The 17061-nt window shown below is 67.7% G+C and carries 20 protein-coding genes; 6 read left to right on the forward strand and 14 right to left on the reverse strand.

Going from position 1 to position 17061, the window contains the following annotated elements; all coding sequences use genetic code 11:
• The first annotated feature begins 3 nt into the window (after positions 1 to 3).
• Together lspA and coaBC are read left to right on the forward strand one after the other, a co-directional pair.
• Positions 4 to 525, forward strand: coding sequence for a signal peptidase II (lspA, locus tag J2P76_RS06845; protein WP_207405566.1), 522 nt, complete (start codon positions 4 to 6; stop codon positions 523 to 525).
• 53 nt (positions 526 to 578) lie between these two features.
• Complete coding sequence (gene coaBC, locus J2P76_RS06850; protein WP_207405568.1) at positions 579 to 1772, forward strand: bifunctional phosphopantothenoylcysteine decarboxylase/phosphopantothenate--cysteine ligase CoaBC; 1194 nt, start codon at positions 579 to 581, stop codon at positions 1770 to 1772.
• Between the two features lie 19 nt (positions 1773 to 1791).
• Here coaBC and J2P76_RS06855 read toward each other — a convergent pair whose 3' ends face one another.
• Positions 1792 to 2754 carry a hypothetical protein gene (locus J2P76_RS06855; RefSeq protein ID WP_207405570.1) on the reverse strand — a complete coding sequence of 321 codons (963 nt, stop codon included), beginning with the start codon at positions 2752 to 2754 and terminating at the stop codon, positions 1792 to 1794.
• 139 nt (positions 2755 to 2893) lie between these two features.
• On the opposite strand from J2P76_RS06855, the gene J2P76_RS06860 reads away from it, so the two are divergent.
• Complete coding sequence (locus J2P76_RS06860; RefSeq protein WP_207405572.1) at positions 2894 to 3352, forward strand: Lrp/AsnC family transcriptional regulator; 459 nt, start codon at positions 2894 to 2896, stop codon at positions 3350 to 3352.
• A gap of 2 nt (positions 3353 to 3354) precedes the next feature.
• Here the strand turns inward: J2P76_RS06860 and J2P76_RS06865 are convergent, their stop codons facing one another.
• A complete protein-coding gene (locus tag J2P76_RS06865) occupies positions 3355 to 4410 on the reverse strand; it encodes a metal-dependent hydrolase (RefSeq protein WP_207405574.1) in 1056 nt (351 codons plus the stop codon).
• A 112-nt stretch (positions 4411 to 4522) separates the two neighbouring features.
• On the opposite strand from J2P76_RS06865, the gene J2P76_RS06870 reads away from it, so the two are divergent.
• Entirely contained in the window at positions 4523 to 5008 is a 486-nt protein-coding gene (locus J2P76_RS06870) for a hypothetical protein (RefSeq protein ID WP_207405576.1), read from the forward strand.
• Positions 5009 to 5131: 123 nt separating this feature from the next.
• Positions 5132 to 5761, forward strand: coding sequence for a dUTPase (locus tag J2P76_RS06875; RefSeq protein WP_207409141.1), 630 nt, complete (start codon positions 5132 to 5134; stop codon positions 5759 to 5761).
• A 36-nt stretch (positions 5762 to 5797) separates the two neighbouring features.
• Here J2P76_RS06875 and ehuA read toward each other — a convergent pair whose 3' ends face one another.
• The 7 genes from ehuA to J2P76_RS06910 all read right to left on the reverse strand — a co-directional run bounded on the left by ehuA (position 5798) and on the right by J2P76_RS06910 (position 11475).
• Positions 5798 to 6568, reverse strand: a complete 771-nt coding sequence (gene ehuA / locus J2P76_RS06880) for an ectoine/hydroxyectoine ABC transporter ATP-binding protein EhuA (RefSeq protein WP_207405578.1) — start codon at positions 6566 to 6568, stop codon at positions 5798 to 5800.
• The gene (ehuD, locus tag J2P76_RS06885; protein WP_207405579.1) at positions 6565 to 7236 is read right to left on the reverse strand and encodes an ectoine/hydroxyectoine ABC transporter permease subunit EhuD; all 672 of its coding nucleotides are present in this window, start codon (positions 7234 to 7236) and stop codon (positions 6565 to 6567) included. Before ehuD ends, ehuA begins: the two co-directional genes overlap by 4 nt.
• Positions 7233 to 7886 (reverse strand): ectoine/hydroxyectoine ABC transporter permease subunit EhuC, encoded by a 654-nt coding sequence (ehuC, locus tag J2P76_RS06890; protein ID WP_431603381.1) that lies wholly within the window; start codon positions 7884 to 7886, stop codon positions 7233 to 7235. Before ehuC ends, ehuD begins: the two co-directional genes overlap by 4 nt.
• Before the next feature lie 3 nt (positions 7887 to 7889).
• Positions 7890 to 8822: an ectoine/hydroxyectoine ABC transporter substrate-binding protein EhuB gene (gene ehuB / locus J2P76_RS06895; protein WP_207405582.1), complete on the reverse strand. Its 933-nt coding sequence runs from the start codon at positions 8820 to 8822 to the stop codon at positions 7890 to 7892.
• Positions 8823 to 9012: 190 nt separating this feature from the next.
• On the reverse strand, positions 9013 to 10173 hold the full coding sequence (locus tag J2P76_RS06900) for an ABC transporter substrate-binding protein (protein ID WP_207405584.1): 1161 nt from the start codon (positions 10171 to 10173) through the stop codon (positions 9013 to 9015).
• 53 nt (positions 10174 to 10226) lie between these two features.
• Positions 10227 to 11189 carry an ornithine cyclodeaminase family protein gene (locus J2P76_RS06905; protein WP_207405586.1) on the reverse strand — a complete coding sequence of 321 codons (963 nt, stop codon included), beginning with the start codon at positions 11187 to 11189 and terminating at the stop codon, positions 10227 to 10229.
• 97 nt (positions 11190 to 11286) lie between these two features.
• Entirely contained in the window at positions 11287 to 11475 is a 189-nt protein-coding gene (locus tag J2P76_RS06910) for an XRE family transcriptional regulator (RefSeq protein ID WP_207405588.1), read from the reverse strand.
• A 312-nt stretch (positions 11476 to 11787) separates the two neighbouring features.
• Between J2P76_RS06910 and J2P76_RS06915 the strand changes: the two genes are divergently transcribed.
• Positions 11788 to 12819, forward strand: a complete 1032-nt coding sequence (locus J2P76_RS06915; RefSeq protein ID WP_207405589.1) for an NADP-dependent oxidoreductase — start codon at positions 11788 to 11790, stop codon at positions 12817 to 12819.
• Positions 12820 to 12843: 24 nt separating this feature from the next.
• Here J2P76_RS06915 and ptsP read toward each other — a convergent pair whose 3' ends face one another.
• The 5 genes from ptsP to infC form a co-directional block, all read right to left on the reverse strand.
• Positions 12844 to 14553 carry a phosphoenolpyruvate--protein phosphotransferase gene (ptsP, locus tag J2P76_RS06920; protein ID WP_278253157.1) on the reverse strand — a complete coding sequence of 570 codons (1710 nt, stop codon included), beginning with the start codon at positions 14551 to 14553 and terminating at the stop codon, positions 12844 to 12846.
• Between the two features lie 55 nt (positions 14554 to 14608).
• Positions 14609 to 14878, reverse strand: a complete 270-nt coding sequence (locus J2P76_RS06925; protein ID WP_207405591.1) for an HPr family phosphocarrier protein — start codon at positions 14876 to 14878, stop codon at positions 14609 to 14611.
• 118 nt (positions 14879 to 14996) lie between these two features.
• On the reverse strand, positions 14997 to 15395 hold the full coding sequence (locus J2P76_RS06930; RefSeq protein WP_207405593.1) for a PTS sugar transporter subunit IIA: 399 nt from the start codon (positions 15393 to 15395) through the stop codon (positions 14997 to 14999).
• Between the two features lie 9 nt (positions 15396 to 15404).
• Positions 15405 to 16361 carry a glutathione synthase gene (gene gshB / locus J2P76_RS06935; RefSeq protein WP_207405595.1) on the reverse strand — a complete coding sequence of 319 codons (957 nt, stop codon included), beginning with the start codon at positions 16359 to 16361 and terminating at the stop codon, positions 15405 to 15407.
• Between the two features lie 142 nt (positions 16362 to 16503).
• Positions 16504 to 17052: a translation initiation factor IF-3 gene (gene infC, locus J2P76_RS06940; RefSeq protein WP_207409144.1), complete on the reverse strand. Its 549-nt coding sequence runs from the start codon at positions 17050 to 17052 to the stop codon at positions 16504 to 16506.
• Positions 17053 to 17061 lie beyond the last annotated feature (9 nt).

Raw genomic sequence — 17061 nt, forward strand, 5'->3', positions numbered from 1 at the left:
ACCATGTCCGCCGCTTCCGCCGGCAATGCCGCCGCAACGGGCCGCTCGCCGCGCATCGGGCGCTGGCTGGCCCTGGCCGCGCTGCTGATCATTCTCGACCAGGCCACCAAGCTGTATTTCGACGCCAGTTTCACTTACGGCCAGCGCGTCAACATACTGCCGGTGTTCGACTTCACACTGGTGTACAACCGCGGCGCGGCCTTCAGCTTCCTGGCATCGGAAGCCGGCTGGCAGCGCTGGTTCTTCACGGCGCTGGGCATCGTGGCGTCGGGGGTCATCGTCTGGCTGCTGCGCCGCCACGCCGGCCAGGCGCGCTTCTGCCTGGCGCTGTCGCTGATCCTGGGTGGCGCGCTGGGCAATGTGATCGACCGCATGGCATATGGCCACGTCATCGATTTCCTGCTTTTCTACTGGAAAGACTGGCAGTATCCGGCATTCAACCTGGCCGACGTGGGCATCACCTGCGGCGCCATCCTGCTGGTGCTGGACGAGCTGCTGCGCGCCCGCCGGTCGCGCAGCGCTTAAAATTGCCCTGTTCCCTTCACCGCCACTGACGGCGCCCCGCGCGCCGGCCCGCCATGCTCGATCTTGCACGCAAACGCATTGTTCTCGGCCTGACCGGCGGTATCGCCTGCTACAAGATCGCCGAGCTGGTACGGCGCCTGACTGAACAGGGCGCCGTGGTCGACGTGGTAATGACGCAGGCGGCCACGCATTTCATCACCCCGGTCACCATGCAGGCCCTGTCGGGCCGCCCGGTATACCTGGATGCCTGGGATGCCCGCATCGACAACAACATGGCGCACATCGAGCTGACGCGCGGCGCCGATGCCGTGCTGGTGGCGCCCGCCAGCGCCGACTTCATGGCCAAGCTGGCGCACGGCCTGGCCGACGACCTGCTGTCCACGCTGTGCCTGGCGCGCGCCTGCCCGCTGCTGGTCGCGCCCGCCATGAACCGCGAAATGTGGGCCAACCCGGCCACCCAGCGCAATGTGGCGCAGCTGCGGGCCGATGGCATCGCCGTGCTCGGCCCCGCCTCGGGCGAACAGGCCTGTGGCGAAACCGGCGATGGCCGCATGCTCGAAGCGCATGAACTGCTGGCCGACCTGATCGCCTTCTTCCAGCCCAAAGTGCTGGCCGGACGCCATGTGCTGCTGACCGCCGGCCCCACCTCCGAACCGGTGGACCCGGTGCGCGTGCTGAGCAACCGCTCTTCCGGCAAGACCGGCTACGCGCTGGCGCGCGCGGCGCGCGAAGCCGGCGCCCGCGTCACCCTGATAACGGGCGCCACCGCCCTGCCCATGCCGCGCGGCGTTACCGCGCTGCCCGTTACTACGGCCCGCCAGATGCACGATGCGGTCATGGCCAACGCCCATGATGCCGATGTCTTCATTGCCGTGGCCGCGGTGGCCGACTGGCGCGTGAAGAACGTCAGCAGCCAGAAACTGAAGAAAACCACGGAAGGCGGCGGCGCGCCGGTGCTCGAGTTCGAGCCCAATCCCGACATCCTGGCCGAAGTCGCGAAACTGCCGGGCGGCCCCTGGTGCGTGGGCTTTGCCGCCGAGACCGAGAAACTGGCCGAGCATGCCGAGGCCAAGCGGCTGCGCAAGGGCATTCCGCTGCTGGTGGGCAATCTGGCCCACAAGGTGATGGACGCCGATTCCACCGAACTGGTGCTGTTCGATGCCAACGGCGCGCATCCGCTGCCGGCGGGCTCGAAACTGGACGCGGCACGCCGGCTGATCGCCGAGATCGCGGCGCGCCTGCCGTAACAGGCAGCTGGCTTACCGCTTACCCGGCCGCCGGGCTGAGCCGCGCATCGGCCGGGCCCCCGCCCTTGATCAGCCGTGCCAGCAGGGCCACCACGGCCAGGGTCAGCAGAATGCGTCCGACCAGGATGATCCAGATATCTGCGCCCAGCGTCAGCAACAGGGCCGTGTCTTCGATCAGCGAATGCGACAGGGATATCCAGGCCAGCGCCAGGAACCGCGTACGCGCCGGCAACTGGTTCTTGTCGGCTTCTTCGATGATCAGCGCCCCGCCATAGCTCAGGCCCAGCAGCACGCCCACGGTGGTCACCGGCGCCACGCGCGCGTCCAGCCCCGACACGCGCAGCAGCGGCATCAGCATGGCGGTGATGGCGCGAGTCAGGCCGGTGCGTTCGAAGATGTCCAGCAGCACCAGCAGGGCCACGATGACCCCGTAAGTGAACAGCAGCGACACGGCCGTGCCGCGCAGCCAGTCCAGCACCCCGCTGCCCTGGGCGTCGGCGGCCAGCGCCGAGCTCTGCAGCCAGCCCAGCGATACCGGCTCTTGCAGCCACCCGCCCCAGCGGCAGGCCCAGGCAACCGCGCCCGCGTACAGGATGGCCGCGCCCACCCGCAAGGCGGCCGTGGCCCAGAAACTGGCCCCGGCGCGGCGCACGATGGCCTGCTCCACCGGCAGCCCGTGGGCGAACAGCACCATGGCGCACAAGGCGCTGAGCTGCGCCACATTGAGATCCAGCTGGGGAGCCAGCCCGATCAGCGCCCCGATGGCGCCGTAGACTCCGACGCATACACCGGCCACCCAGATCATGCCGGCCTCGGGCGGCAGATCCAGCCAGGCCATGGCCGGCGCAATGGCCTGGCCAAGCACATCGATCCAGCCCAGCCATTGCCCCGCCTGCACCAGCGCCATGACCGGCAGCATGATCTTGATCAGGACCCAGAACAGCCGGCGGCTGCGGCGCAACAGATTCAACAGATACGGCATGGCTATTTGTAGGTAGCAAAACGGGAAGAGAAAAGAACCGCCAGCATAGGTCAGGCGGCTCGAAATAGGCATGCATATTCTTGTGCAAAACGACGTTTTATTGTGCTAATTTGGTGTTTTCACACATAAAAAGTGCGCCATGGAACTGGATAGCCTGGACCACCGCATTCTGGCCCAGTTACAACGCGACGCCGACCTGTCCAACACCGCCCTGGCCGGCCGCATCGGGCTGTCGCCATCCGCCTGCCTGCGCCGCGTCGAACGGCTGAAAAAACACGGGGTCATCCGCCGCATCGTGGCCGTGGTGGACCCGGCCCAGGTAGCCCGTGGACTGTCGGCCATCGTCACGATAGAGTTTGCCCGCCACGGGGCCGCGCACCGCCAGGAATTCCTGGCGCGGGTGCGCAGCGAAGCCGCGGTCACGCAGTGCTATGCCGTCACCGGCGACGTCAGCTGCGTGCTGATCGCGCACATGCGCGACATGGACGACTACCTGGCACTGGCCGAGCGGCTGTTCGAGCACGACGACAACGTGCAGGCGTTCTACACCCACATCGTGATGCAGACCATCAAGCACGAGCCCGGCATCCGCCTGTAGCGCTACGGCGTCAACTCCGGCCGGGTGGCGTGGACGGCCCAATCGGCCAGGGGCAAAGGCATTGCGCTATTGAAGATGCGCGCCAGCAGCAGCTGCATCTGCGGCCAGCCGCCGCGCCGGCTGGGCCAGCGGTGCGGGGTGACGGCCCGCCAGGCGCCATCGCCGCCGCGTTCGGCCATGACAAAACGAAAGGTGTAATAGCCGGCCACGCCCATGCGCAGATCGGTAACCACCAGCGAATCGCCCAGCACGTCGTAGCGCAGCCAGTCGTTGGTGAACCAGCGCAGGCGTTCGTGCAGCGCGACGCCATCCAGGATGCCGCGCTGCTCCAGGTGCAGCGGCAAGGCGAGCATTTCGGGCGGATCGCGATCGAACCAGCCGCTGACGGCTTCGTAATACTGGCCCTGGCCGTCCTTGGCGATCACGCGCCACAGCAGCGTGTTGAACGGCATGGGCGTGGCCAGCAGCGCGGCAGGCTGCACCCCCTGCTGGCGCAGCGCCTGCGCCACCCGCTGTTCGGCATGCCAGCGCCCCGCCAGCGACACGCCCAGGTATGCCGTGCTGAACAGCAGCGCCGCGGCCAGCGCCAGCCGGGCCCGCCGCGTGCAGCCGAACAGCGCCGCGCCCAGCACGGCCGCCGCCAGCGGCAGCGTGTAGACGGGATCGATGATGAACACTGCCGACCAGCTTTCGGGAATGCGCGGCAAGGGCCAGAACAGCTGGGTACCGTAGACGGTGAACGCATCCAGCACCGGATGGGTGACCAGCACCAGGAACAGCGTGAGGAACAGGCGCGCCCCGCTGTAAGGCGCGTGCGGCCATTTCTTGCGCACCAGCCAGGCCAGGACGGCGGCCAGCGCGGTCAGCACGAATACCGAGTGGGAAAAGCCGCGGTGGTAGGTCATCAGAGACACCGGATCCGGGTAGTGCATCAGCACGTCCAGATCCGGCAGCGTGGCCAGCAGGCCGCCGTACAGCAGGGCCTTGCGGCCCTGGCTGCGGCCCAGCAGCGTGCCCTGGATGCCGGCGCCCAGCACCGCTTGTGTCAGTGAATCCATGTGGCGAGGGAGATTTCCGCGATGAACGATGAAGGCGCCGCGGCATCCTGCGCGGCGGCAGGCGTTAAGATACCGCATCGGCCGTCCGGCCGGCTTTCACAGGACGCTACCCATGGCCCTCGATGGCGAACCCAAAGACGGCGATTTCGTGCGCTATATCGAAATGCTGAATCGCCAGGCGGGCGGCTCGCCCGGCCAGGTGCCGCCGCGCCAGCGGGGTGTGCCGCGCGGCGGCCGGCGCGGCGCCGCGCAGCCGGCCGACGCCGCGGGCGCCCCCGCGCCGGCCGCGCCCGGCAGCCCCGCCGAGCCTGCCGCCGCGCCGCCCACCCTGGCCGCCCGCACCGGCCAGCGCCGCATCGCCCTGGGCCTGACGATAGCCGGCATGTTCGCGCTGTGGCATGCCGTAAGCATGCTGGTCGCGGCCCTGGACCGCGATACCGTCGACATTGACGACCTGATCCCGGTGATCTTCCTGGCGGTGTGCGCGTTCATGCTGTTCAAGGGCGGCAGCCGCCTGCGCTCGGCGCAAACCCGCGCCCCGCTGCCCAAACTGCCGCCGCTGTCCACCCTGCCCGGCGGCAAGAAGCGCCAGGCCTGATCCGGGCCGGGCCGGCGCCGCTTGGTGCTAACATTTCCGGCCCATGGCGGCCACGCCTACAGATATTGCGGAGCGAACGTGAGCAACACCCCGGCCGGATTGAACGAAGCCCAGGCGGCAACCATGCTGAAACTGCAGGACCGCCTCAACAGCATCATCAACCCCCAATGGATCAGCGGCGGTTCGCGCTTCCTGCGCGCCGCGTTCGTCGAATCCGCCGAAGCGCTCGAGCACCATGGCTGGAAATGGTGGAAGAAGCAGACCATCGACCTGCCGCAGGTGCAAATGGAACTGGTCGACATCCTGCATTTCTACTTGTCGCACACACTGGTATCGGCGGGCGGCTCGGCCGCCGATGCGGCGCTGCTGCTGGTGGCCGACCTGGCCTCGCCCGACGCGATCGCGCTCGACGGCCGCACGTATCGCCTGACCGAACTCGACGTGCCGGAACTGCTCGAACTGATCGGCGGCCTGGCCGTCTGCGGCCGCGCCAGCTACAAGACGCTGGAATGCACCATGGCGCGCTGCGAGCTGTCGTGGAACGATGCCTTTACGCAGTACGTGTCCAAGAACGTACTGAACATCTTCCGCCAGGAAAACGGCTACAAGGCCGGCACCTACGTGAAAATGTGGCACGGCGAAGAAGACAACGTGGTGCTGGCGCGCCTGATGTCGGACCTGGACCCGGCCCGCCCCGATTTCGCCGAAGCCCTGCACGCCGGCCTGGCGCGGGCGTACGCACAGGCGCGCTGAACCGCCGCTTCGCCGCAGGGTGCCAGGCACCCTGCCCTATGCCGCCTCGATCACCGATTGCAGGAACTGCTGCGTGCGTTCCTCGCGCGGGCTGGCGAACAGCACGCTGGATTCCGCGTCTTCGACGATATTGCCCTGGTCGAAGAACAGCGTGCGGTCCGAGCTGCGCTCGGCGAAACCCATCTGGTGGGTGACGATGATCATGGTCATGGTGCGCTTGGCCGCCAGGTCGCGCAGAATCTGCAGGATGCCGCCCACCAGTTCCGGGTCCAGCGCCGAGGTCACCTCGTCGAACAGCATGATCTCGGGGTGCATCGCCAGGGCCCGGGCAATGCCCACGCGCTGCTTCTGCCCGCCCGACAGCTGCGCCGGATAGGCATCCAGCTTGTCGCCCAGGCCCACCAGTTCGAGGTATTCGCGCGCGCGCTGCGAGGCCTCGCCGCGCGGCACGCCGCCCACGTAGATGGGCGCTTCCATCACGTTGCCCAGTGCGGTCTTGTGCGGAAACAGGTTGAAGTGCTGGAACACCATGCCGATCTTGCCGCGCACACGCCGCACGTGCGCCGAATTGGGCCCCATGGCGCGGCCCTGCGCATCGGCCCACATGGACTCGCCATCGATCAGGATCTCGCCGCTGGTAGGCCGGTCCAGCGTCATCAGCAGGCGCAGCAGGGTCGATTTACCCGAGCCCGACGGGCCGATGATGGATACGGTCTGCCCCGCCGGGATATCCAGGTCGATGCCGCGCAGCACCTCGAGTTCGCCGTAGCGTTTGCACAGGTTGGTCAGGCGTATGCTTGCGCTCATCGTGAGCCTCCGAATTTTTTCAGCCATGCTTCCAGGCGGCGCACGCCCCAGGCCGCGATCAGGCTCAGCAGCAGGAACAGCAGGCCCACCAGGGTCAGCGGCTCGGTATAGCGGAAGGTGGCCGATCCAATGATCTTGCTCTGCTGCAGCAGTTCGACCACGGTAATGGCCGACAGCAGCGGCGTGTCTTTGAACATCGCCACCAGGTAGTTGCCCAGCGCCGGCACGACGGGCGGGATGGCCTGCGGCAGCACCACGCCCACCGCCGTGCGCCAGGGCGACATGTTCAGGGCCGTGGCGGCCTCCAGCTGGCCGCGCGGCACCGACTCGATGCCGGCGCGATAGACCTCGGCGCAGTAGGCCGCGTAGTGCACGCCCAGCGCCAGGATGCCGGTCGCCAGCGGCGACATCTGCACGCCGCTTTGTGGCAGCACATAGAACAGAAAATACATCTGCACCAGCAGCGGCGTGCTGCGCACGAACTCGATCAGCACGGCCACCGGCGCGGATATCCAGCGCATGTGCGCGCGCCGCAGCATGGCCAGCACCAGGCCCAGCACCACGGCGAGCAGCATGCCCAGCACCGTCGCCTGCACCGTGATGATCAGCGCCGAACCCAGCGCCGGCAGGATTTTCCAGGCGAAGGCCCAGTCGAAAATCGGACTCATCGGACCCGGAACCTCCGCTCGAGCAGGCGGATGCCCGCCGTGATGACCAGCGCCACGGCGAAGTACAGCAGCAGCAGCAGAATGAAAACCTCAGTGGTGCGCAGGGTTTCGGCGCGCAGCATCTGGCCGCGGAAGGTCAGGTCGGTAATGGTGATCAGCGACACCAGCGCCGTATTCTTCAGCAGCTCGATCAGCAGGTTGCCGGCCGGCGGCAGCATGGCGGGGAATGCCTGCGGCAGCACGATGCGCCGCATGCTCTGCACCGACGTCATGTTCAGCGCCACGGCGGCCTCGCGCTGGCCCGGCGCCACCGCCAGGATGGCGCCGCGCACCACCTCGGCGCCATAGGCGCCGGCATTGGCGGCCAGCACCACGATGCCCACCGTGACCGCCGGCAGCTTCAGGCCGAACAGCGGCAGCACGTAATAGAACCAGAACAACTGCACCAGGGCCGAGGTGCCGCGGAACACCTCTACATAGGCCAGCGCGGGCCAGCTGACCCAGCGGTGCGGCGACAGCCGCGCCAGCCCCGCGGCCAGCGCCAGCGGCACCGCCAGCAAGGCCGCCCCGATGGTGATGCGCAGCGTCATCGACAAACCGTCGAGCAGCGGCGGCAGCAGCGTCGCGAACCCCTCTATCGAAATAGCCACGCGTTACTGGCCGTTCGCCGCGCACAGCTTGGCCGCGGTGACGTCGCCCGGCAGTTCCGCCTTGGTGAAGCCGAACGGCTCGACCACCTTGGCGTGCTCTTCGGTGCCGATGAACTTGGCCAGCTCGGCATTGAAGGCATCGACAAAGGCCTGGTCATCCTTGCGGAAGGCAAACGCGCCGTAGCCGCGCACGCTCTTGCCATCGATGACCGGGTCGGTGAACGGCTCGGCCTTTTCCAGATCGCCCGCGGCGGTCTTCTTCATCAGGTCGTTGATGGTCATGGCGGTGGCCGCGTATGCGTCGGCCCGGCCGGCCTGGACGCCGGACAAGGCGCTGACCACATCGGGGAACACCACCACGCGGTCGACCGGGATGTCCATCTTGCTGGCATATTCGCCCTCGATGGCGCCCACGACCACGCCCAGCCTGGCGTCGTCTTTCTTGGCGATGTCTTCGTAGCTGTGCAGGCTCTTGGGATTGCCCTTCTGCACCAGGAATGCCTCGCCCACGCCGTAGGTGGGGTTCGAGAACGCCACTTGCTGGCAGCGTTCGGGCGTGACATACATGCCCGCGGCAATAATGTCGAAGCGCTTGGCCTGCAGGCCGGGAATCAGCGAGCCGAACTCGGTCAGCACCCCTTCCACTTCGTTGATGCCCATGCGCTTGAGCACCACGCGGGCAATTTCCACGGCTTCGCCGGTGATCTCGTTCTTGCCGCTGTCCATATAGGCATAAGGGGCTTCGTTGGCATAGCCGATGCGGATTTTGCCGGCGGCCTTGGCGGCTTCCAGCGTGCTTTGCGCGGCGGGCGGCGGGTTGCTGGCGGCGGACTGCTTGGCCGCCTGCTCATCGGATCCGGAATCGTTGCATGCCGCCATCAATCCGAGACTCAGCGCCAGTACGGCCCATTTCGTCGTGTTCAGAATGCGTGTCATGCGCCACTCCCTATCAAAATATTTATGCACAGAATTAATTCACGCGAAATAGTACGTCAATTAATCATTTCAGCACAAAGTATATAGCGATAAAAAAAGCAGGCCTGTGGCCTGCCCGCGAAGTCCGCGTATCGCGGCGGGACGGGCGCGGCGGCTGGATCAGCGGCCCGCGCCCGGTGTAACGCTGCTGTTACTGAGCGTAGGAAAAGCGTCCGTTGCGTATCACGCCCATGACCCGCGCCCGCTCGTCGAAGCCCTGGTGGTCGGTCTTGGAGATATTCAGCACGCCGTTGGGCACGACCAGGTCGTGGGTGTTTTCGATGGCGTCGCGCAGCGCCGCCCGGAACTCGGGCGTACCCGGCTTGGCCCCGGTCTTGAGCGCACGGCCCACCGCCGAATCGAGCAGCATCCAGGCCCCATAGGCATCGCCGGCGAACTGGGTCAGCGAATGCGGGCCATGCTGGGCCTCGTACTTGTCGGCAAAAGCCACGGCAACCTTCTTGACCGGATTGCTGTCGGGCAGCTCGCGCGCCACCACCCCCGGGCCGGTGGGAAACAGCGTGCCTTCGACGTCTTTGCCGCCCACTTGCAGGAATTCGAGCGTGCCGATGCCGTGGGTCTGGTAGATGGGCCCCTTGTAGCCGCGCTCGACCAGGGTTTTCTGCGGCAAGGCGGCCGGCGTGCCCGAGCCGGCGATCAGCACCGCGTCGGGCTTGGCGGCAATGGCCTTGAGCACCTGCCCCATGACCGAGGCGTCGTTGCGCTGGAAGCGTTCGTGCGCCACCAGCTTGATGTCGCTGCCGGCGGCCTGGCTGAACTCGTTCCACCAGCTGTCGCCGTACGAATCGGCGAAGCCGATGAAGGCGACTGTCTTGATGCCCTTGCTGCGCATGTCCTGCACCAGGGCCGTGGCCATCAGCGAATCATTCTGCGGCATCTTGAAAGCCCAGCGGCGCTTGGGGTCGTCGGGCGGCTCGACAATGACGGCCGAGGCCGCCAGGGCCACCATGGGCGTGCCTGTCTCGGCCAGCACGTCCAGGCCGGCCAGCGCCGCCGCGGTGATATTGGGGCCGACGATGGCGTCGACCTTGTCTTCGGACGTGAGCTTGCGCAGGTTCTTCACGGCCCGGCTGACGTCGGTGCCGTCGTCGAGCACGATGTAGCGCGCCGGCTGGCCGCCCAGCGTGGCGGGCCACAGCCGCAGGGCATTGCTGGTCTGGATGCCGATGGCGGCAGCCGGCCCGGTGGTCGAGACGTCGATTCCGATCACGACTTCGGCGCGGGCCGACCAGGACAGCATCGGCAGGATGGTGGCGGCAATGGCAGCCAGGCGTAGCAGCGGAGTGGGCATGGCGGTGGTCCGGCAGAGTGGTGGAGAAAAACGCGCCGCGGTGGCGCAAGGCGCTATTTTGCCCCAGACGCGGCCGGTCCGGGCTGCGCATGCGCCTCGTAGGCCATGGCCGCCAGAGTCAAGTCTTCCAGCGCGCTGCCCACCGCCTTGAATACGGTGATCTGGCCGTCGTCGCGGCGGCCCGGCGCGCGGCCCGCGATCAGGTCGGCCAGCGTTCCCTTGATGTCTTCTCGGGCCAACACGCCGGCCTGGAAGGCCGCCAGCAGGTCGCCGGCCTTGGTGGGCGCTTCGTCGGTGTCCACATAGACCTCGGCGCCGGCAAAGCAGGCCGGGTCGGTTTCTTTCATGTCGGGCTTGAAGCTGCCGATCAGGTCCAGGTGGGTGCCGGGCCGCAGCCAGGCGCCGCGCACCAGCGGCTCGGTCGACAAGGTGGCGCAGCTGACAATGTCGGCCTGGCGCACGGCGGATTCCAGCGAATCGACCGCCTGCGCCTCGAAGCCCTGCCGCGCCAGCGACTCGGCCAGCGCCCGGGCGCCGGCCGGACGCACGTTCCAGACCAGCACGCGTTCAATGGGCCGGACGGCGCGCATGGCGGGCGCCAGCAGCCCGGCGATGCGCCCCGACCCCACGATCAGCAGCACCCGCGCATCCTGGCGCGCCAGGTACGACGCGCCCAGCGCCGCCGCGCCGGCCGTGCGGAACACGGTGACGACATCGCCGTCGACCTGTGCCAGCGGCACCCCGGTGCGCGCGCTGTACAGCGTGTAAATGGCATGCAGGCCGGGCAGCCCCTGGCGCGTGTTCTCGGGAAAAATATTGATGACCTTCACGCCGAAATAGCCCTGCTCGTTCCAGGCCGGCATGATCAGCGTCGTGCCGTGCGCGCCGCCCGACTCGATGGCATGCACGTGCCGCGGCGGCACCGTGGCGCCGGCGCGAAACGCCGCGCGCAGCGCCGCGATCACCGCGGGAAACGCCAGGGCGCGGCGGGTGTGGTCGGTATCGATGACAAGCATTCAGGGGCCTCCGGTAAGGCCCCATTATCGCTGGCCGCGCGCATAACAAAATGCCAGCCGCGAGACTGGCATTTTGCCTGGCTGCAGAAAGGCCAGTTCAGCGGCGCCGGGGGTCGTGATAGGCCGAAATCGTGGGATGGATCTGGCGAGCCTCGTCCATGCCATGCAGTATTTCGCCCACCGACTCCAGGAAGCTGGTGACGCGCCGCTGAAAACGGCGCCACGCACCCGGCGCCCCGCCTGCCGGCTTGCCCGGCTTCGCGGCCCTGCTGGTGGAATCTTCCATGACCTACTCCTTGAGAAGAATGAAAGGGAACCACACGAATCCATCTTAGATCTGAAATTGCTGCCCCACAACATAAATTGATGGATCAGATAATTCGTTGCCAATTACGCACAGTCCTTGCTATCCGTCCGATGCTCACAGCCGTGTCGCCCATAGCGGCAAAATATTTGTGCATTGCAACACAAAACACGGAAACCAGAGACCCCACCGGGCGCAAGGACGCCCCGCGGATCCGGCCCGGCCCCGCCTACTATCTGCAATCCGCGGCGAACCCGGCCCACAAGGCCGCCCGCCGCTTTCCTGGAGCCCCGCATGCCGCAAAGCAATACCACCAACCGCCGCATCGTCCTGGCCGCCCATCCGCGCGGCCTGCCCTCGACGCGGGATTTCCGCCTGGAACATACCGATGTGCCGCGCGCGCAGGACGGCCAGGTGCTGCTGCGCACCCTGTGCCTGTCGCTGGACCCCTATATGCGCAACCTGATGGACGAAACCGGGCCGGTGTATGCCCCCGCCGTGCCGCTGGGCGAGCCCATGGTGGGCGGCACGGTCAGCCGCGTGGTCGTTTCGCGCCATCCCCGCTTCCAGGCCGGCGACCTGGTGCTGGCCAATGCCGGCTGGCAGGACTACGCCCTGTCAGACGGACAGGATCTGCTGCCGCTGGGCGATATGGAACGGCCCTCATTGGCGCTGGGCGGCCTGGGCATGCCGGCCTTCACCGCCTACGTCGGCCTGCTGGACATCGGCCAGCCCCAGCCGGGCCAGACCGTGGCGGTGGGCGCGGCCACCGGCGCGGTGGGCTCCGTGGTGGGGCAGATCGCCAAATTGAAGGGCGCGCGCGTGGTGGGCATTGCCGGCGGCGCCGACAAATGCCGCTATGCCGTCGAGGAGCTGGGCTTCGATGCCTGCCTGGACCGCCGCGACCCGCAACTGGCCGGCCGGCTGGCGGCCGCCTGCCCCGGCGGCATCGATGTCTACTTCGAGAACGTGGGCGGCGCGGTGTTCGATGCCGTGCTGCCCTTGCTGAATATCGGCGCGCGCGTGCCGGTGTGCGGCATCATCGCGCATTACAACGATCCGGTTCCGCCCGCCGGCGCCGACCGGCTGCCGGCCGCCATGGCCGCCGTGCTGCAAAAGCGCATCCGCGTGCAGGGCTTCATTATCCTGGACCACTACGCCGAACGCTACGAGGCGTTCCGGCAGGACATGGGCGCCTGGATCGAGGCGGGCCGCGTCAAGCTGCGGGAAGACCGGGTCGCGGGGCTGGAACAGGCTCCGGCGGCCTTCATCGGGCTGCTCGAAGGACGCAACTTCGGCAAACTGGTCGTGGACGTGGCCGCCTGAGCGGCCCGCGCCCACAGGCCGGAATCAGCCCTGTCCGAGCAGGTCCAGGTCGACCGGCAGCGCGCGGTTCAGGGCCGTGGCCACCTTGACCCGCAGGTCGTTGCTGTGGGCGCGGCGGATTTCCCGCTTGACGTCGAGCAGCTGCTGCGGGTGCATCGAGAATTCGGTCAGGCCCAGGCCCAGCAGCAGCCGCGTCAGCCGCGCGTCGCCCGCCATCTCGCCGCATACGGCCACCGGCTTGCCGACCCGCGCGCCCGCATTGATGGTATTGGCCACCAGGCGCAGCACCGCGGGATGCAGCGGATCGTACAGGCCGGCCACGTCGTGGTCGCCGCGATCGATAGCCAGGGTGTACTGGATGAGGTCGTTGGTGCCGATGGAAAGAAAATCCAGCGCCTGGGCAAACGGCTCGATGGCGATGGCGATGGCCGGCACTTCGACCATGGCCCCCACTTCAAGGCGTTCGGCATAGGCATGGCCGCCGGCATCGAGCTCGCGGCGCGCGGACTCGATGGCGGCCAGGGCGGCCGTGACCTCGTGCATGTGCGTCACCATGGGCAGCAGCAGGCGCACGTGGCCGTGCGCCGACGCCCGCAGGATGGCCCGCAGCTGGGTGGCGAACATCTCGGGGCGGGCCAGGCAATAGCGGATGGCGCGCTGCCCCAGCGCCGGATTGGTGGCCACCGTGGCCTCGTCGTCGAGCGTCTTGTCGGCGCCGATATCCAGAGTGCGTATCGTGACCGGGCGGCCGCCCATGACCCGGACCACCGCCGCATAGGCCTGGTATTGCTCTTCTTCGTCGGGCAGCGACTGCCGCCCCATGAACAGGAATTCGCTGCGGAACAGCCCGATGCCCTGCGCGCCCGCGGCCAGGGCCGCGGCGGCTTCGTCGGGAAGCTCGATATTGGCGTTGAGCACGATATCGATGCCGTCCAGAGTAACGGCGCGTTCGTCGCGCAGCAGGGCCAGCTCGGCGCGTTCGGCCAGGTAGGCCACCTGGCGGTCGCGGTATTCCTGCAGCATGACCGGCCCGGGATTGACCAGCACCACGCCGGCGGCGCCGTCGACCACCAGGGTGTCGCCGTCGCGCACCAGTTCGCGCACATTGCCCAGCGCCACCACCGCGGGCACGCCCATGCTGCGCGCCACGATGGCGGTGTGCGAGGTGGGCCCGCCCAGGTCGGTGACGAACGCCGCGAAACGCCCGCCGCGCAGGCGCAGCATGTCGGCCGGCGAAATATCGTGCGCCACGACGACCAGGGGGTCGTCGCCGTCGAGGGTGCCGGCGTCGGGCAGCATGGCCGTGCTGCCCGACAGCACTTGCAGCACGCGCTCGATGACCTGGCGGACATCGGCGCCGCGCTCGCGCAGGTATTCGTCTTCCATGGCGTCGAACTGCTCGCCCAGGATCTGGCCCTGCGCGGCCAGCGCCCATTCGGCGTTGTAGTGGCGTTCGGCGATCAGCGCGCGGGTCTGCTCGGCCAGCAGCGGATCGGCCAGCAGCAGGCGGTGCACATTCAGCATGGCGCCCAGTTCGCGCGGCGCGTCGGCCGGCAGGGTATCGGCCATTTGCAGCAGGTCGTCCTGGGCGCGGGCCAGCGCCTGGGTCAGGCGCTCGCTTTCGGCCGCGACATCGTCGGCGGCGATGCGGTAATGCGCCACTTCGAGCGAGGCGGCGCCCATGACCACCGCGCGGCCGATGGCGTATCCGCGCGCCACGCCCTTGCCGTGCAGCGCCACCACCGGGCCTGGCGGACCGGCTGGCGCCGGGGCGGGATCGGAAGGCTTGCTATTCGTGCTCACCGAATTTGCTGTCGAACAGGTTCTGGATTTCGGAAAGCGCCTGGTCGGCATCGCCGCCCGAGGCTTCCAGCCTGACAGTGACGCCCTGCCCGGCTGCCAGCATCATTACCCCCATGATGCTCTTGGCGTTGACGCGCTGGGCGCCGCGCGAGATGAAGATTTCGCTGCCGAACTTGCTGGCCAGCTGCGTCAGCTTGGCGGCCGCACGCGCATGCAGGCCCAGCTTGTTGGAAATGATGATGTCAGAAATAGGCATAGAAATTAGGTAAACACAGCCCGGCATGGCCATTCCCGCCGCGGCATCCGCATGCCGCCGTGGGGCCCATGCCATGCACCGACATAATAGGGCAAAAACCGGCGCGGAAAACGGCGGATCAGTCTACCCGCAAACAGCCCTGCACGCCGCCCGCCAGCGCCTTCTCGCGAGTTTCGGCCAGGCTGCGCTCGCGCGAGGTCAGGGCGCGCAGCAGCATCGATGTGTTCAGGCCGGCGACCAGGCCGCATTGCGTGCCCTGCGCCTGGGCATCGGCCACCGCCCGCTTGGCGATGTTGGCCGGCGTGGCGCCGATGAGATCGGTCAGCACCAGCACGCCGCCGCCCGTATCGGCGGCCAGGATGTCGCGGAGCACGGCGGGCGCGCGGCTGTCGGGGGATTCGTCGGGCTGGATATCGTGCACGGCCATCTGCCCGGCCGCTTCGCCCAGCACGTGTTCGGCGAATTCGCGCATGGCTTCGCCCAGCGGCGCGTGCACGACGATGACTATGCCGGTCATGGCCCGCCCTTACGCCGCCGCGCGTTCCAGGGCCTGCGCAAACATGCCCGCCACGTCGAAGCCGGTTTGCTCGGCGATCTCGACAAAACAGGTGGGGCTGGTGACGTTGACCTCGGTGACGTAGTCGCCGATCACGTCCAGGCCCACCAGCAGCAGCCCGCGCGCGGCCAGCCTGGGGGCCACGGCGGCGGCGATTTCGCGGTCGCGCTCGGACAGCGGCTGCGCCACGCCGCGCCCGCCGGCGGCCAGGTTGCCGCGGGTTTCGCCCGCCAGGGGAATGCGCGCCAGGGAGTAAGGCACGGCCTCGCCGCCGATCAGCAGGATGCGCTTGTCGCCCTGGACGATTTCGGGAATGTAGCGCTGCGCCATGATGGTGCGCGTGCCGTCTTCGGTCAGGGTTTCCAGGATGGCGTTCAGGTTGGGCTCGACCGCCTGCAGGCGGAAAATGCCCGTGCCGCCCATGCCGTCGAGCGGCTTGACGATGACGTCCTGGTGATGCGCGTGGAACGCCTTGATGCGCGCCATGTCGCGCGTGACCAGCGTGGGAGCGGCCAGCTCGGAGAATTCGGTGATGGCCAGCTTTTCGGGATGGTTGCGGATCGCCGCGGCGTCATTGAATACCCTGGCCCCCTGCGCCTGGGCGTATTCGAGCATGTGCGTCGAATAGACGTATTCCATGTCGAAGGGCGGGTCTTTGCGCATCAGCACCGCGCCGAAGCGCGACAGCGGGACATCCTGCGCGGCGCCGGCATCGCGCCACCAGTCGTGGCCGTGCAGGTCGGCGCCGTCCACCAGCTCGATATCGGTGGCGCGGGCCTGCACCACCCCGGCGTCGATGAACAGGTCGCCCTGCATTGCCACGCTGAGCGTGTGGCCGCGCGCGGCCAGCGCGCGCATCATGGCGACCGAACTATCCTTGTAGGCCTTCAGGCGCGGCAAGGGATCGATTACGAATAAGACATGCATGGTATGGACATCCCGGTCGCGCGCCGTGCCGGGCACCAGCGCGCCAAACCGACATCGTAGCGTAAATGGCCACCCCGCGCCGGCCGCCTGCCGGCATGGACGGCCGGGCTACGGCGCGGCCGTCCATGCACGGGCGGGAAAATCAGCCGGCGGCGTCGGCCTTGCCCGGCGTGCTCTTCTTGCGGGGGGCCAGCACCATGACCATCTGGCGCCCTTCCAGCTTGGGCATGGCCTCGACCTGGGCCAGTTCGGTCAGGTCGTCGCGCACGCGCTCGAGCACGCGCATGCCAAGTTCCTGGTGAGCCATTTCCCGGCCCCGGAACCGCAGCGTGACCTTGGCCTTGTCGCCCTCTTCCAGGAAGCGGCGCAGGTTGCGCAGCTTGACCTGGTAGTCGCCTTCGTCGGTGGCGGGACGGAATTTCACTTCCTTGACCTGGATGACCTTCTGCTTGGCGCGGGCTTCGGCTTGGCGTTTCTGTTCCTGGTACTTGAACTTGCCGTAGTCCATCAGGCGGCAGACCGGGGGATCGGCGTTGGGCGCGATTTCGACCAGGTCCACATCGGCTTGTTCGGAAAGACGGAACGCGTCGGCCAGCTTGACGATGCCCAGCTGCTCTCCGTCCAGACCTATCAGGCGCACCTCGGGAACGCGGATTTCACCGTTGATGCGATTGGCTTTTTCAGTGGCGATGTTGACGAC

The sequence above is a fragment of the Bordetella petrii genome, from assembly GCF_017356245.1.
Lineage (GTDB): Bacteria > Pseudomonadota > Gammaproteobacteria > Burkholderiales > Burkholderiaceae_B > Bordetella_A > Bordetella_A petrii_D.